Below are 15,640 nucleotides of genomic sequence, written 5' to 3'. Positions count from 1 at the left end.
AAGTCAAGAAGCCAAAACGCGCGCGGCGCGGGTTCGCTCACTGCGAACCCGCGCCGCGCTGTTTATCAATAAACGAACTCACATTTCCGCGTGTGCGCCGAGCAGTTTACGGTTCAAACCGCCAGTAACGGGTACTGTGTCCCGTGCGGGGTTCGTACTGGGCTGCGCGAGTGCCAAGGCGTCACCGTCGTGAGTGATCGCGTTCTGGATCGCCCGGCGCATCAGCTCCTGAATAAACGACGCGGTGACGCGGTCGGTTCGGTCTGTGGTGTTGCGCAGCACACTATCGGTCATGGGTCCGCCCTGAGAGTACAGTCGGACGAGCTTAGAGCGCCCTTCGGCGTTTGGGGCGGAAATTCGATCGCTTGGTCGACGCGCCTCGCGCCCGGGGCGAGCGCGTTTCCGGTCGGGTGGTCGTCCCTCACGTCTTCGAGGGAACCGTGCCGCTGAACGAGAATGTCGCCCGGTGGGAGTCCCGTGTGACTGTGGTAGCCGTGTGTGCCGGAAACACAAACGATGCGCACGCAAGGCTCCGCGTGAAGTCGGCTGGGGTGCCCTTTGTGCGCGGCAGGCAGCGGGGAACAAACTATACGGTCGGGGGAAGCGCCGCGCTTGGTTCGGCCGTTCCGTCAACCACACCCTCGACGGCCGCATACAGCCCGCGGCGACCATACTGTGAGAATGACCACAGTGCGATGCCCTTCTTGCTCGGTAACGGCGGTGCCGGGTGTGGTACGACTTGGCCGAGTACGTGACTGCGGAGCAGGAAGTCCACCTGCCGAACCGCCATCGCGTCGTCACCCGGCACGTTACCGGGCCACGCCTCGACTTCCACTACCTGCAATTCCGAAGGTGACGGAGCGAGTGTGGCAGTGTACTGCAGGTGGCCGGTCCAACTCCGAGCAAAATACAGGACGCCAGCGAAGTGGTAGATGTTCCACTTCTCCTCCATCGTCCCGGCCAGGAACACCGGCCCCTCGGGGAAGGGTGTTGCGCGCGGGTACGCTAACCCGCACGCAACCCGGACCGGCTCTTCGGGGCGTTGCCCCCGGAATTGCTCACCGGAGCGTGCCTCGAGCGAGCCGAAGAAGCGGATCGAAGCCGCGTCCTGCGAGGCGCTCAGGAACGTTTCGGCGATCGGCCGGCAGTCGAGTACTCGGACGCCGAACGGGTTCTCGTGCGGCTCCAACCAGACCAGTCGCTCGAACGTCGCATCAGGATCCCGCGGCGGTGAGGGCGTCCCACGGAGCTTCCCGACCAACTTCGCTAGCCACCCCATCGCCTTAGCCCTCTGTGGCCGAGCATTGGAGCTCGCCGGCCGTAGTGTGCGTAGACCCGGTCTACCGAGTACGTACTTTCTTTAACAGCAGCCCGGTGCGGTGCCGGTTGTCGCCCGATGCTACTCCTTACCGAGCACCAGATCAACGACCCAGCACCCGCGGACGTGTGGCTCGGGGCCGCGGCAGTGGTCGAGCACATCGGTGCGGTCGCACCCGGCGTCCTGGAGCGCGTCGGCCAGGATCGGCATCGCGGTCAGCGCAATGTAACATGCGATCAACCGCAGCGAGCCGGGTGACGTAATGATTCCGGGATGCAGAACGGCCCGGCGGCTCCTGGTGAGGCCGTCGCCCTCGGAGGGTCTCGGAATGCGAATCCGCTCGCGTGTAGCGCTGAGTGCCATCGGGCTGGTGCTGGTGGCGGTCGGAGCGCCTCGACAGTCTCATGCCGACCCACGGCCCGCCGAACGCCTGACCGAGTTCGGTCCGCCCACAGCGATTCTGGACGGCGCGGAGTTCGCTGCGCGGCTAAAACCCCGTTACGCGGATCACGACGGCGACGGGAAGATCGATCTGTTGGTCGGTGCCTGGGACCGGTTGCTCGTCTACCGGAACCAAGAGACCAACGCGGAGCCCAAGTACGCCAAGCCGACGTGGTTCGACGAAGCCGTACCGTCGGGCCGCATCCCGGCCGGGTGAAGCTGCGGACTGTTCACTCCCCAGTTTGGGGATTTCGACGGCGACGGACGGGTGGACCTGGTCTCCGGGTCCAACTGCTGTGACCCCTGGACGGTTCACCTGTTCCTGCGGAAGGCGGACGGCACTTTTGCTGCCCGTCAAGAGATCACGTTCATCCGGTCCGACATGACGCCAAAGGAGCGAGATTGGGTCATGCGCGGCCACTCCCAGCCGCACCTGCTCGACTGGGACCGCGACGGCCGTACCGATCTGGTGCTTGCCGACCCACAGAGCTGGAAGCTCCTGGTGGGTGTTGGCCCACTTAAGGGTAGGTCCGAGGTGACCGTGAAGCCGTTCGACCTGCCGGAGGTGGCCGACCGGAAGCCCTACGACTTCCAGTTCGCCGATTGGGACGGCGATGGGGTGTTCGACGTGCTATTCGCCGGCGGGTACCTGAGTGCAGATAAGACGCGGTGGCTTTGTGACCTCTACTGGTGCCGGAACGCGTCCCGTGAGGGGCAACCGCGGTTCGAGAAGCCCGTCCGGTTGCTCACGGCCCCGGCACAGTCCGACGGGTGGGAGTACGAGGGGTTCGCGGTGGCGGACCGGGGCCGGGCCGGGCACCAGGATCTGGTCGTAAGTGTCAGCAAGGATTGGAAACGGAAGCCGGAGAAGGGGTGGACGAACAAGAGCCAACTCGTGCATTTCCGGCGGAAGTAAGCGCATCAGCAAGGACCGGCGCCTTGCCCGATCCGCCCGCGGCGCCCTAACGGTGGTTGCCTCATCTCCGCTCCCGGGGTACGGTATCCCCTGTCGCTCAGAATCAAAGCGCGGAGGAGCGCGTGCCACGACTGATCGTCACTCGCGGCGTCGACGAAGGGAAGCAGTTCGAGCTGACCGGGTCCACCGTCACCGTCGGCCGGCACTCCGCGAACGCCGTGTCGCTCCACGACACCCAGGTGTCGCGCCGGCACCTCGAAGTGCGGGCGGTGGCGCACGGGTACGAACTCTTCGACCTCGGCAGCGGGAACGGTACGCTCCTGAACGGTCAGCCCGTCCAGGTCGCCCCGCTGCGGAGCGGCGACGCGATCACCGTCGGCCAGTCGGTGCTGATGTTCACCGTCGGGCGCAACGAGCTCCCCGCGCTCGGGAACGAGCTCACCGAGCGCGTGCGGCTCCGGGCGCAGCCGGACCAGGACCTTAACTCGGCCATCGTGCGGACCGTCGCGGTCGACGCGGGCAGCCAGATCCTCTCGCGCCCGTCCGTCGCGACCGACTGGGTCCGCGCCCGGCTCGCGAGCCTCGCGGCCCTCTACGAGACCGCCGAGGTCGTCAGCCACATCCTCGACGTCGATCAACTCCTCGGCACCGTGATGGACCTCGTGTTCAAGTCCGTGGACGCGGACCACGGGTGCTTCATGGTGCGCGACGAGGACGGGCGCCTCGTCCCCAAAGCCGTGCGGTACCGCGAGGGCACGAACCGGCAGGAAGAACTCGCCGTCAGCCGCACGATCGTCGAGCACGTCATCAAAGAGAAGCAGGGCGTTCTCGTATCGGACGTCCACACCGACGACCGGTTCAGCGGCGTCGAGAGCCTGCACCGGCACAACATCCGCGAGGCCATCTGCGTGCCCATGAAGGGCCGGCGCGAGGTGGTCGGGGTGCTGTTCCTCGACACGCAGTCCACGCTCAAACAGGTCGTGGCCCGCGGGCTCGATACGGGCAAGTTCACCGAGGACCACCTGCACCTCGCCAGCGCGATCGCGCACCAGGCCGCGATCGCGGTGGAGGAGAGCCGGTACCACGAAGCGCTCGTGAACGCGGAGCGCCTCGCGGCCGTGGGCCAGACGATCGCGGCCCTCTCGCACCACATCAAGAACATCATGCAGGGCGTCCGGTTCGGGGCCGACATGGTCCGCACCGCGATCAAGGAGTCCGATACCGACCTGCTCGGCAAGGGCTGGAAACTCGTCGAGCGGAACCAGGGGCGCATCGACGAACTCATGCTCGACATGCTCAGCTACTCGAAGGAGCGCGAGCCGGCGGTCGAGCCCACGGACCTCAACACGCTCTGCGAAGACGTGCTGGAAATGGTCCGCGGGCGCGCGACGGACCGCAACGTCGCGATCGAGTGGCGCGCGGGGGCCGGCGTTGCCGTCGTCCCGTGCGACACCGAGGGCATTCACCGCGCGGTGCTGAACCTCGTGAGCAACGCCATTGATGCACTCGAGGACCGCCCGAACGCAAAACTCTCGGTGCAAGCGCTCCTCGAACCAGACGGCACTTGGGCGAAGATCATCGTGATGGACAACGGCCCCGGCATCCCGGCGGAGAAGTTCGAGGACATCTTCCGCCCGTTCGTGAGCACGAAGGGGAGCCGCGGAACCGGGCTGGGCCTCCCCGTCAGCCGCAAGATCGTCCGCGAGCACGGCGGCGACATCCTCGTTCAGAGCGTCCTCGAAAAGGGCAGCAAGTTCACCATCCGCTTGCCGATGAAGTCCGCGTTCACCGGCGACGCGAACGCCGGCACCGGCTTGTTCCCGGTCCTCCCTCCACTCGAAGAATGACGCACCTCCCGACGCACTGGTGAACCCCGCCCGCAAGGGCGGTGGGTGGCGCACATCAACCGGCAGCCAGTTGCTCAGTGCCCTTGCGAGAAAGGTGCTGGTGCCCGGTACCACACATCACCCGCCGCCCTTGCGGGCGGGGTTCACCGAGGACAGAGGTGAGGGGAGCGCGACCGCACATCTTGCCCAGCCCGAACCCTTTCGCTGACCGGGCACCGTTCGCCACATGGTCCTTGCGGAACGATTCGCCACGTCAGTTTTGTAAAAATGACACTCGCGCAATTTCATCGCAACTGACCGTGACAAAGAATAGAAGCACGCCCCCGCGGCGCTGCGAGTCGTAACGATCGTTACGCACCTCGCCCGCCGGTGAGGTTCACCATGTTTTCGCACCTACCGACATCGAAAACTCTTCGCACGCTTGCCGCGCTTACCTGCGTGGCGGGTGCGGTCGGCGCCGGAGCACTGTTCGCCGCCGATCCATTCCCCCCAGCCGCGCCGGTCCTGCCGCCGCTGCCGCCGGGCGCACCGGTCTCGAAGCCGGTCGCGATCTCGGACGTGGCGCTCGCACGCACCGCTCTCGCGGTGTTCGATGCGGACCCGGTTCTGAAGGACGTGAACATCCTCGTGAGTGTGGTGGACCGCGGCGCCGTGATCGGCGGGCCGGTCAGCAGCGAGGCGGTGAAGAAGCGCGCGGAGGCCGTGGTGCGAGCGGTGCCCGGCATCGAGTCCGTGAAGAACACGTGCTTCATCGAAGCGGACCCGGACCCGCTCATGCGGGCCGTGGCCGATCGGATGAAACCCGGCACGAAGCCGACCGGTAGCACCGCGCTGCCCGGTATCGTGATCCCGCCGGGGGCCGCGGAGGGGTACATCCCACCGGTCCCGCCGCCCCTGCCGACGGACCTCGTCGCGGCCGCGCCGAAAACGGTCGTCGTTCAGCACCCGACCTCGCTCGGCCCGCCGGTCGTCGGTTTGCTCGGCGCGCCGGTGGCTCCGCACAGCGTTGCGAAAGTGCCGTCGACCGCACCGACCGTGCCCTCAACGGCCCCGGGCGCACTGACCGGTTCCACGAGCGGGATGCCGACCGACGTGCTCGCCGCGGTTGCCGCAATCCGAGCTGCCGACGCCCGCTTCGCGAGACTCGCGGTGGAACTGAAGCCCGACGGCGGGCTGTTCGTTACCGGGTTCGCGGCCAATATCGTGGACGTGCGCGACTTCGCTACCGAAGCCCGCAAAGTGCCCGGTGTGGTCCGCGTCGCGGTGGACCCGAGTCTGGTGAAGTAGCGAAAGCCCAAACCGCACAGGGCTCCCGCCCTGTGCTTATCGTGAATCGGTCGCATCTGTACACAATGTTACTACACGCCAGTTTTGAACGCAAGTATACATATCGCGAATTTTCGGTCCGCCACCGTGTGCGGACCTCGGAGTCAACGACGCACCCGAGCCGTTGCGAGACAAAATCCGAGAATGCTCAAATTTGATCTTTGGTCTCGATCCGTGTTGCCTATCCTGTCCTACGGCTCGCCTTCTCTCTCACCCCGCTGCCCCCACCGACCCGTTCGCGTTCTAGAATTCGCGACAGGAGGCTGTTTGCATGCGCGTGCTGGTGGTCGCGGACATCCACGGTAACAGGGCCGCGCTCGAGGCGATCCGCGAGTCGTTCGATGTGTGCCTTTGTGTCGGCGATATCGTCGATTACGGCCCGGAACCGGCGTGGTGCGTCGATTGGGTGCGCCGAAACGCGACCCACTGCGTGCGCGGGAACCACGACCACGGCGTCGCACAGAACGTCGATATTCAGGGCGCCGGCGGGTTCCGCTTTCTCACCTCGGTCACGCGCCCGATCACGGTGGCGGCCCTTTCGAGCGACCAACGGCGCTACTTGGCCGCGCTGCCCACGTCGCGCATGTTCACACTCAACGGCAAGCGGTTCCTGCTCGTTCACGCCACGCCGCGCGACCCGATGGACGAATACGCGCCGCCCGACCCCGCGTTCTGGTACCCGCGGCTCGCGGGCCTGAAGGTCGATTACGTGCTCACGGGTCACACGCACGTGCCCTACACGCTGCGGGTGCGCAACACGCTCATCGTGAACCCCGGCAGCGTCGGGATCGGGCGCGACGGCAACCCGCACGCCTCCTACGCGATCATCGACGGCGACGAGGTCCAGTTGAAGCGCACCGAGTACGCGATCGAAGAAACGGTGGGCGCGATGGAAGCGACCGTTCGCGACGCGACCGCCCGGCTCATGCTCACCGACGTGTTCCGTACCGGCGGCCTCCCGACCAAGTGGCTGCTCCGCAACGGCACTTCGACCAAGGGTAACGGTAACGGTAACGGTAACGGTAACGGTAACGGTAACGGCGCTCACTGATTCTTGCCCTGGGACCGCGGGCATCTTGCCCGCTCGTCTCGCTATTCGCTGTGGGCAAGATGCCCGCGGTCCCAGGAATCGTTCCCGCGCACTTCGCCTTGCGTCCCGGGCGCGCCCGGCTATACCCGGCCGAAACACGAACGCGGGAGTAGCGGACATGCGGGCGTTGCTTGCCCTGGTCGTCGCGTGCGCGGCAACCGGGTGCTACCAGGACAAGTACAACGTGAACGGCCCGAAGGTGGAGGAGTACCGGCTCCCACCGGACGAGTCGCGTTACAACGAACCCGACAAGGCCACGTACCGCGCGCCGCCCGCGCCCAAGAAAGAAGAGAACCTCCGGGACCGGAACAAGCAAGGTCCGGGCGGTGGGCTCGGCGGGTTCTAGCGATTTCGCCAATCACCTGATTTGTGCCGATTAACGGATCGGGCGGACCGGTCGATTACGACCGGCCTGCCGGCCGTAGCGGTCCGGCAAATCCCCGCGCCCTCCCATTTTCACAAAACCTCCGCAACGAAACCGCGACCCGGACGATCTCCTATTTGAGACCTTCCCTCGAAGCCCGCGCCCACGGGGAAGTCCACTTGTGGAGTCCCCCTCGTGTCGCGCACCCGGTTCGCACTCACATTTTTGTTCGCCCTTTCCGCGATCAGTTCGGCAGACGCCAGGGCCGACGCGCTGTTTGCTCGCAAGACGAAGGTGGACGAGGCGAAGGCCCGCACCTTGGTCGAAACGTTAAAGAGCGATCCCGACGAAAAGAAGCGGAAGATCGCGGCCGATGAACTCGGTGGGGCCGATCCGCGGATCTGCCCGGAGGTGGCACCCGCCTTGGTAGTCGCACTGCGGAAGGACACGTCCGCCGCGGTCCGCGTCGAAGCGGCGGAAGCGCTCCGCCAGTTGGGTGAAGTGTCCCCGCAAGCGGGCGCGGCACTGGAAGCGGCCGTGGACAGTGACCCGTCGCCACTGGTGCGCATCGCCGCGAAGCGGGCACTGTGGGCGTACCACTTAAGCGGGTACCGCACCGCGAAGAACGGAGACAACACCGTTAATCAGACGATCGAACCACCTATCGCCAGCCCCTCCGGTCCGCGCCAGGTGGTGGCGCTCATCCCGGCTCCGCCCGTGCCGGTGGTTGTGCTCAAAGTGCAACCGATTGCGGCACCGGTACCTCAGTTGCCCCCGGTCGCGGTCCAGCCGATGCCACAACCCGGTCCGCGGGTGCTCTTACCGAACGTCCTGCCCGGTCCGCGGAACGCGATCCGCTCCGCTCTGAACCTCGGGCCGCTGCCCGCGCCTTCGACGGACGAACCGCCGATGGCGAAGACGCCGGCGATTACGATGAGCACGCAGCCGAAGCACTCGCCGGAACCGCCGCTCAGTCAGCGCGTGTTGGTGCCCGCGGTGCCGGAGTTCGTGCCGACGCTCCCGCCCTTCCAGCCGGACCTTCCATCCGTGGTCTCTCCGCCGCTTCCCATCAGTAAGTTGAAGCAAACGAAGTAGATGTGAAGAGAAGAGCGCACAGGGAGTCATGAAGCACAGGGCGGGAGCCCTGTGTTTTCTTCTTCTACGCGCCCTGGATTTGTCGGACGGCTTGTTGGGCGGCCTGGCGCAGCGGCTCCGGTGAGAGGCGCGCGGCTTCCCGCAGATCCCCCAGCGCCGCCGCCGCGGGCGCCCCGATGCGCCCCAGCGCTTGCGCCGCGTACACGCGACAGGTCATTTCCGACGAGGCCGCTTCGGGCACGGGCAGTTGCGCGGGGGTGAGCGCCTGGCTCCCGTCCTCCGCCGCAATCGATGTGGGTGTCAGTGACGAGATCGGTGTGCGCGTGAGGGGGCATTCCGGCCCGCGAAGCACGCGGGCGAGGAACGGCACCGCGGACCGCGCCGCGACCCCCATCCAGCCGATCGCGAGCGCCGATTCGCCGCGCACGAACGGGTCCGCGTGTTGCAGGTGGGCGATGAGCGTGGCGAGCGCGGGCGACCCGATCTGACTGAGCGCCTTGGACGCGAGTCGGCACAGCACGATGTTCGTCCCGCGCATCGCTTCCGCGAGCTGCGGAACGCTCTCGGCACCGTCCGCGCCCATGTTGCCGAGCGCCTGGGCCGCGCCGGACGCGGTTCTCGGGTCGTTGTCTTTGAGTGACTTGCACAGGTCGTCGAGGGCCGGGCGCGCGAGCGGGCCGAGTTTCCCCAGCGCCCAAACCGCGTTACGGCGCACGTACTTGTCGCCGTGGCCGAGCATCATCACGAGCGTCGCGAGGGCTTCCGGCCCCATTCCACCGATCGCATGTGCGGCGGTTTCGCGCACCTTCGCTTCTTGATCGTCCAGGGCGCTGACGAGGGCGGGCATCGCGTCCCGCGCGAGCCACCCCAGGCGCCCCAGATCCTTGGCCGCGCGCTGCCGCTCCACCGGGTTCGCGCTCCGCAGCGCACGAATGAGCGCGGGCAGCGGGTCGTCGGCTGTCGCACTTGGTTGTTGCACGCTTGTCCGTCGCTTGCCACAGAAACCGGCGGTTGACTCCGAGCAACCACCGACAACCTTAGCTCACCCCCACCACGCGGCAACCGACTCACCACGTTTTGACCGTGCGCGAATCGCGAATTGAGCGCCCGCCCGAAAAATCAACCTGGGCGCGATGTCGGCAGGTCGCGCGGTGAAGGGTCAAGGGATTTGAGAATGAGTCGGGTTCAAAGGTTCCGTCCCTTTCCGCCATTCCTTCCAAACCTGCACCACAACGGCAATAAAGAGGAGCGTGCAAACGGCGCGTGAAAACCCGGTGTTGAACACGACTCCGGCATTGAACACCACGAACCCTGTGAACCCGTAAACGGCGCGCCCGATCCACCGCGCCCGACTCAGGTACGAGTCGAACGCGACCCACGCCCACACCACGTCCGCGAACCACACCAGCGCGAAAGCGTAGTTCACGAAAATCCCGTTGCCGTAACCTCCGACCTCCCGCGTGTGTTCCCACGCGACTTCGTGCGACCACCCGTGGGCCAGGTGAAACGCGACCGCGATGTGAAGCACGCACATCGCGCAGCCCCACGTGTAAATGACGCGCACGAAACTCGTTGCCGGCTCCCCGCGGCGCCGGGCGAGCGCGAGCGGGAAGCCCGTCGCCCACCCGAGAACCGTTCCAATCGCCGTTTCCTGAATCGCCGAGTTCTGGGGGCTCATTTGTACGGGGCCGAACAGCGAAAGAACCCCGTTGGTGGCGGTCAGGGCGCTGAACATCACAACGATCGCACCCGTTTCACGGGCCGAGCGCGATTGAACCCGTTCCGCCTCAACCATACATCACCTCTCCTCTCCTTCGCACGCTGCGCCACAGTCTACCCGATGGAGCATTGCATAATGACTCGCCGAACGAAGATCGTCGCCACGCTCGGGCCGGCGACCGATTCGCCGGACGCGCTGGACGCGATTCTGCGAGCCGGCGTTGATGTGGCCCGCGTGAACTTCTCGCACGGCGCACCGGAAGAGCACATCGGGCGCGTCGCGAACTTCCGCGCGGCCGCGCTGCGCGTGGGCAAGTTCGCCGCGGTCCTGGCCGACCTCCCCGGGCCGAAGCTCCGCGTGAAGATATCTTCACTGCGCTTTCTGAACGCGGGAGACGCGGTCCACTTCTCGCTCACGAACGCGCCCGTCGACGTGTCCGATCTGGTCATCACCGAACCGGAGATGCTCGCCGACGTGCGCCCCGGGCACCGGATGCTCCTCGACGACGGGCGGCTCCAACTGGAAGCGGGCGAAACCAACAACGGGCGCGTCACGGCCCGCGTCGTTGTGGGAGGCACGCTCCACCCGAACAAGGGTCTGAACCTGCCGGACACGCCCCTCACGATGGGCGCTCTCACCGAGCGCGATCACACCGCCCTGGCCGTCGCCGCGCGAGCCGGAGTGGACTGGGTCGCGGTGTCGTTCGTGCGCGGGCCGGAAGCCGCGGACGAAGTGCGCGCGGCGTGCGCCGCGCTGGGAATGAACGTCCCGGTGCTCGCGAAGATCGAGCGCCCGGAAGCGGTCGGTCGGGCCGGGGCGATTGTGGCCGCGTTCGACGCGATCATGGTGGCGCGCGGCGACCTGGGCGTCGAACTGCCCCTGGAGCGCGTCCCGACCGTACAGAAGGCGCTGATTGCAGAGGCGCGCGCCGCGGGGAAGCCGGTCATCACCGCGACCGACATGCTCGACTCGATGCGGAACAACCCGCGCCCGACGCGGGCCGAGGCGAGCGACGTGGCGAACGCGATCTTCGACGGCACCGACGCCGTGATGCTCTCGGGCGAAACGGCGGTCGGGTCGTACCCGGTCGATGCGGTCGCGTGCATGCACCGCATCGCGGTGGAAACGGAATCGCATTTGCGCTACTCGCGCTCGATCCACGGGGCCGTGTACGACGCGGTCGGCGACGACATCGATGACCCCATCACGCTGGCCGCGTGCTCGCTCGCGGACGAGGTGAACGCGGCCGCGATCGTGACGCCGACGCTCTCGGGGCGCACGGCGCGGCTGGCCGCGCGGAACCGTCCGTGGGCGAGTGTCGTGGCGGTCGCGCCCACGGACGCGGTGCTGCAGCGCCTTGCGCTCGTGTGGGGAATCACGCCCGTGCGCATGACGCCGGTTGCGCCCGGCGGCGATCGCATGGCCACCGCGGTCCAGGATGCGTTCGAGGCCGGGACGGTGGCGGCGGGTGAGCGCGTCGTGATCCTCGCCGGGCACCCGATCGCGGGCGGCCCGCGGTTCCCCACCGTCCGCGTCGTCCGCGTCGGCGAAGGCGGCACGTCCAGCGAGCCGTAAGCGCGAAGAACCTACCCCCCGGCCCCCTCCCTAAAGGGAAGGGGAGCAGGCACATGAAACCGCAGAGGTTAGGGTTGTGCGATGATCGTTCTTTCTCCCCTTCCCTTTAGGGCGGGGGCCGGGGGGTAGGTTGTCTTTCTTCTCCCCCTTCCCTTTGGGGAGGGGCAGGGAGGTCGGTTCCGCCCCTCTCATCATCAAAGGGGTTGGAGACTAAATTCGCCCGCGCATCTGCCCCTGCCCGCATCACTTCCCATGTGAAACCGTTCGCGTCGTGCGTGTCGCGCCCGTCCTCGGTGCGGTAACGGCGCAAATCCACTCGGTTTCGCGCATCGCGCGCGCAATTCTTCTCCGCCGCCTCAACCGGCTGCCGAGTTTAGCGGAGACAACACGACCACGGTCACGAACGGCCCGGATCGCGCGCTAGTAGGCGCCCTCAGGCCGACCCGTTCGCGGGCTGACACACAACGTTGAGGAGCAACGCCGCGCCATGTCACAACCGCGCACGTACCTTTCGTTTGAAACACTCGAAGCCCGCGAAAATCCCGCGCCCCTCTTCACCGAAACGTTCAACGCTCTGACTCCCCCGGCCCTTCCGACCGGGTGGACGTCGTGGGCGAGCGACGGGACCACCGCGTTCACGAGTTCGACCGGGCAGGGCGCGGACGGTTCCATCGGCCTCGTGTCCAGCACCGGAAGCCGCACGTCCGCGATGACGTGGTACCCGGACACGCTCCCCGCCGACACCGGGGCCGAGGTCTCGCTCAAGATCGATTCGCTCGTCCCGGTGTACGTCTTCGCCCGCGGTACCAACCTCGATTCGAGTGACCGCAGCTACCTCGCGGCGGTCGTCACGCGCGGGTTGAAGGTGCAACTACTGGAAGTCAACGGTGCGAACACGCGGGTACTGGGCACGGTCGCCTCGCCGAGTTCCGCGTACCTCTCGGGCCAATGGGTCCGCGTCTCGCTGGTACCGGAAGGCAGCAGCGTGAAGGTCCAGGTCACGCGCCAGGACACCGGCCAGTACCTCTCGTCTACCGGAACGTGGCAGACCGCGCAAACGAGTGTGATCTCTACCACGACTACCCTGACCGGGAGCGGCAAGGTCGGGGTCGGGCGGAACGGCCTCTACTACGGCGCGGTTCAGCTCGATGACTTCTCGGGGTTCAGCACCTCCCCTCCGCCCGCACAGAGCGGGAGCGTCGTGGAGTCGTTCGACACCACCGCGGTCGGCGCCGCTCCGACCGGGTGGAGCAGTTGGGGCTCCGATTCCACGGGCGGCTTCAAAGCGGCGCCCACCCGCGCCCTCAGCCCGGATAACGGCTTCGCCTCGACCGGGCTCTCAAGCACGACGGCCCGGGCGTGGTCGGGCACCGACCTACCGGCCGACGTGGACGTGTCCGCCGCGATCTACCTGGACAGCCTCATTCCCGCGCAGGTGTTCGCACGCGGGACGAACGTCCAGGGCTCCACACCGACTTACTACGCGCTGACACTCACGCGCGGGCTGGAAGCCAAGCTCGTGAAGGTGGTCAACGGCACCGAAACGGTGCTCGCGTCGGTCAAGTCGTCCGCGTACCTCAGCGGGCAGTGGGTGCGGGCGCGCCTCACCGTCGAGGGCAACCAACTGCGGGTGCAACTGTACCGCACGGACACGCGGCAGTGGCTCACGCCGAACGGCACGTGGGCCGACAGCCCGGACTTCGCTCTGGCGCTCAGTGATTCGAGTATCTCCGGCGGCGGGAAGGCCGGGATCGGGCGCAAGGCCGCGTTCTCCGGTGTCCTGACGGTCGACGACTTCGAGGCGAAGCCGATCGGCGCGGCGAGCGGTCCGCAGGTCGACGTGACGCGCGTGAGCGGGACCGGGAACGTGACGGGCGAGGTCACCTTCCGCGCGACCGTCACCGGAGACTTCAACCGCATCGAGTTCCGTCTGAACAACGTGGTGCGGGCGATCTCCGCGACCGCGCCGGCCGAGTGGACGTTCGACAGCACCACCGTGGTGAACGGCACGTACACGCTCGTCGTGCGCGTGTTCGACCAGGCGGGGAACGTCGTCGAGAAGGACTTCACGTTCACGGTGTCCAACCCGAACATGGACCCGCTACCGACCCCGTCGATCCCCAAGCACTACGACTACATCCGCATCGCGCAACTCGCGTACAGCGGCACGCCCGTCGGTAATGCGTTCGAGCAGTACCTGCTCCAGAACAGCGTCGACCTCGTGATCCCGAACCCGAGCTACCTGAACACGATCAACGGCGCCTCGCCGGACACCCCGCAGCTCATTTACAGCAACGTGAGCAACCTCTACCAGGGGCTGCTCACCGACTGGCTCCAGTACGCGGACCGCACCGGGGCGTCGCGCGAGCTCGCGTTCTACCACGTGACGAAGGCGACCGCGTTCCAGGGCGCGAGCCCGTCGTCGCAGCCGGTGACCTGGTTCTGGGGCGTGTACCAATTGACCGGCACCGGCGCCCCGACGGACGTGACCTCCGCGGCGCGCGGCGGGCGCTCGTCCAACGTGCAGTTCGGCGCCGCCGGCACGTCCACCGCGGTCGGGTTCGTGGAGAAGTTCCGCGAGATGAACATCACCCTCGCCCGCGGTGCCGCGGCCGGGTGGGACGGGACGTGGGAGTACGCGACCGCGGTGGACGCGAACGGCAACCCGACCGCGTGGAAGACGCTCACCCTGAAGCAGGACGGCACCGGCGGGCTGAAGACCTCGGGGCAGATCACCTTCGACCCGCCGAGCGACTGGGTGGCCGCCGCGATGACCCCGGGCGGCGCCCGGCTCTTCTCAGTCCGGTTCCGCGTCACGAGTGGGACCGCCGCGGGCGGCGCGGAACTGTCTACCATCTTCGGCCGGGACTACGTGAACGCGAACGGCGGGCAGTCCGGCACCGTCCCCGCGTTCGACTACTCCGCCGATGCGAACCACGACGGGTACCTGAGCGACACCGAGTACGCCAACCGGCAGGCCGGGATGGACGCGCGGTTCGTGTACGAGTCGCGTCTGTTCTACCCGTACTACGGACAGATGCGGTACGTCACGAACCCGTCGTCCGCGGCGGTGCGCCACTGGGCCGCCGACTACCACCAGCGGCTGCTGACCACGTACCCGACCGCCGACGGCATCTTCATGGACAACGCGACCGGCAAACTCCCGTTCCCCGGTGTCAGCGTCCTGGAACCGACCGGAACGTTCAGCGAGGACTCCGGCGCCCTGATGAACGCCGTGTCCCGCGCGATCGGCCCGAAGTGGGTGCTGGCGAACACGGCCGGTGGTGCGACGACCGCGGACCCGATCGTCGCGAACTCGGCCGGGTCGTTCGAGGAGTTCCTGATCCGCCCGATGAGTGCCAACTGGTCCGAAGTGGGCGACGCGGTCGCGCTCATCAACCGGCGCCTGACCGCGTCCGGCGACCCGTACCTCGTGATCGACAGCAGCCCCGAGGGGGGGAGCCGGATCGACGGGCGCACGCAGCTCTCGACGCTCGCCTACTACTACATGGTCGGCGACCCGGACCGGACGTTCCTGATGTTCTTCGGCGGCGACAGCCCCTCGACCTCGTGGACGGAGCACTGGTCCCCGGCCGTGAACGTGGACGTCGGCGCCCCGGTGGGGGCGATGAAGACGTTCGCGACGGGCAAAGACCCGGCGAACGCCAACCTCACGTACCAGGTGTTCTCGCGCGAGTACGAGAACGCTCTGGTGCTGTACAAGCCCCTCTCCTATGCGCAGGGCAAGGGCGAGGGCACGACCGCGGACAACACCGCGACGACGCACCAACTGAACGGCACCTATCGGGTCGTGAACTCGAACGGCACGCTGGGCCAGTTCGTCACGTCGATAACGCTCCGCAACGGCGAGGGCGCGATTCTCGTGAAGGCGTGATACCGCCCGATTGAAAAGGCATCACAGGACTAAAAATGTTCGGGCGGTAGTCT

At 67.1% G+C, this 15,640-nt stretch carries 14 protein-coding genes; 9 read left to right on the top strand and 5 right to left on the bottom strand.

The window, feature by feature from the left end; genetic code table 11:
- Window positions 1-78: 78 nt before the first annotated feature.
- The 3 genes from J8F10_RS21740 to J8F10_RS21730 all read right to left on the bottom strand — a co-directional run bounded on the left by J8F10_RS21740 (window position 79) and on the right by J8F10_RS21730 (window position 1,558).
- On the bottom strand, window positions 79-294 hold the full coding sequence (locus J8F10_RS21740; protein WP_210657366.1) for a hypothetical protein: 216 nt from the start codon (window positions 292-294) through the stop codon (window positions 79-81).
- Between the two features lie 292 nt (window positions 295-586).
- Window positions 587-1,279, bottom strand: a complete 693-nt coding sequence (locus J8F10_RS21735) for a hypothetical protein (RefSeq protein ID WP_210657364.1) — start codon at window positions 1,277-1,279, stop codon at window positions 587-589.
- A gap of 120 nt (window positions 1,280-1,399) precedes the next feature.
- Entirely contained in the window at window positions 1,400-1,558 is a 159-nt protein-coding gene (locus tag J8F10_RS21730) for a hypothetical protein (RefSeq protein WP_210662351.1), read from the bottom strand.
- Window positions 1,559-1,646: 88 nt separating this feature from the next.
- Between J8F10_RS21730 and J8F10_RS21725 the strand changes: the two genes are divergently transcribed.
- From J8F10_RS21725 to J8F10_RS21695, 7 genes are all read left to right on the top strand, one after another.
- The gene (locus J8F10_RS21725; protein WP_210657362.1) at window positions 1,647-1,976 is read left to right on the top strand and encodes an FG-GAP repeat domain-containing protein; all 330 of its coding nucleotides are present in this window, start codon (window positions 1,647-1,649) and stop codon (window positions 1,974-1,976) included.
- Window positions 1,977-2,027: 51 nt separating this feature from the next.
- On the top strand, window positions 2,028-2,675 hold the full coding sequence (locus tag J8F10_RS21720; RefSeq protein ID WP_210657359.1) for an FG-GAP repeat domain-containing protein: 648 nt from the start codon (window positions 2,028-2,030) through the stop codon (window positions 2,673-2,675).
- 122 nt (window positions 2,676-2,797) lie between these two features.
- Window positions 2,798-4,522 carry an ATP-binding protein gene (locus J8F10_RS21715; protein ID WP_210657357.1) on the top strand — a complete coding sequence of 575 codons (1,725 nt, stop codon included), beginning with the start codon at window positions 2,798-2,800 and terminating at the stop codon, window positions 4,520-4,522.
- 381 nt (window positions 4,523-4,903) lie between these two features.
- Entirely contained in the window at window positions 4,904-5,809 is a 906-nt protein-coding gene (locus tag J8F10_RS21710) for a BON domain-containing protein (RefSeq protein WP_210657355.1), read from the top strand.
- A 310-nt stretch (window positions 5,810-6,119) separates the two neighbouring features.
- Complete coding sequence (locus tag J8F10_RS21705) at window positions 6,120-6,899, top strand: metallophosphoesterase family protein (protein ID WP_210657354.1); 780 nt, start codon at window positions 6,120-6,122, stop codon at window positions 6,897-6,899.
- A 157-nt stretch (window positions 6,900-7,056) separates the two neighbouring features.
- The gene (locus tag J8F10_RS21700; RefSeq protein WP_210657352.1) at window positions 7,057-7,284 is read left to right on the top strand and encodes a hypothetical protein; all 228 of its coding nucleotides are present in this window, start codon (window positions 7,057-7,059) and stop codon (window positions 7,282-7,284) included.
- A gap of 213 nt (window positions 7,285-7,497) precedes the next feature.
- Window positions 7,498-8,397, top strand: coding sequence for a HEAT repeat domain-containing protein (locus tag J8F10_RS21695; RefSeq protein WP_210657350.1), 900 nt, complete (start codon window positions 7,498-7,500; stop codon window positions 8,395-8,397).
- Between the two features lie 64 nt (window positions 8,398-8,461).
- Here J8F10_RS21695 and J8F10_RS21690 read toward each other — a convergent pair whose 3' ends face one another.
- Together J8F10_RS21690 and J8F10_RS21685 are read right to left on the bottom strand one after the other, a co-directional pair.
- Window positions 8,462-9,376, bottom strand: a complete 915-nt coding sequence (locus tag J8F10_RS21690) for a HEAT repeat domain-containing protein (protein WP_210657348.1) — start codon at window positions 9,374-9,376, stop codon at window positions 8,462-8,464.
- A 180-nt stretch (window positions 9,377-9,556) separates the two neighbouring features.
- Entirely contained in the window at window positions 9,557-10,192 is a 636-nt protein-coding gene (locus J8F10_RS21685) for a hypothetical protein (protein WP_210657346.1), read from the bottom strand.
- Between the two features lie 60 nt (window positions 10,193-10,252).
- Between J8F10_RS21685 and pyk the strand changes: the two genes are divergently transcribed.
- Together pyk and J8F10_RS21675 are read left to right on the top strand one after the other, a co-directional pair.
- Window positions 10,253-11,692: a pyruvate kinase gene (pyk, locus tag J8F10_RS21680; RefSeq protein ID WP_210657345.1), complete on the top strand. Its 1,440-nt coding sequence runs from the start codon at window positions 10,253-10,255 to the stop codon at window positions 11,690-11,692.
- Window positions 11,693-12,179: 487 nt separating this feature from the next.
- A complete protein-coding gene (locus J8F10_RS21675) occupies window positions 12,180-15,587 on the top strand; it encodes an Ig-like domain-containing protein (RefSeq protein WP_210657343.1) in 3,408 nt (1,135 codons plus the stop codon).
- Window positions 15,588-15,640: the final 53 nt, after the last annotated feature.

This window comes from Gemmata palustris (genome assembly GCF_017939745.1).
In the GTDB taxonomy this organism is placed as follows: domain Bacteria; phylum Planctomycetota; class Planctomycetia; order Gemmatales; family Gemmataceae; genus Gemmata; species Gemmata palustris.
This window is presented reverse-complemented; position numbering and strand designations above follow the sequence as displayed.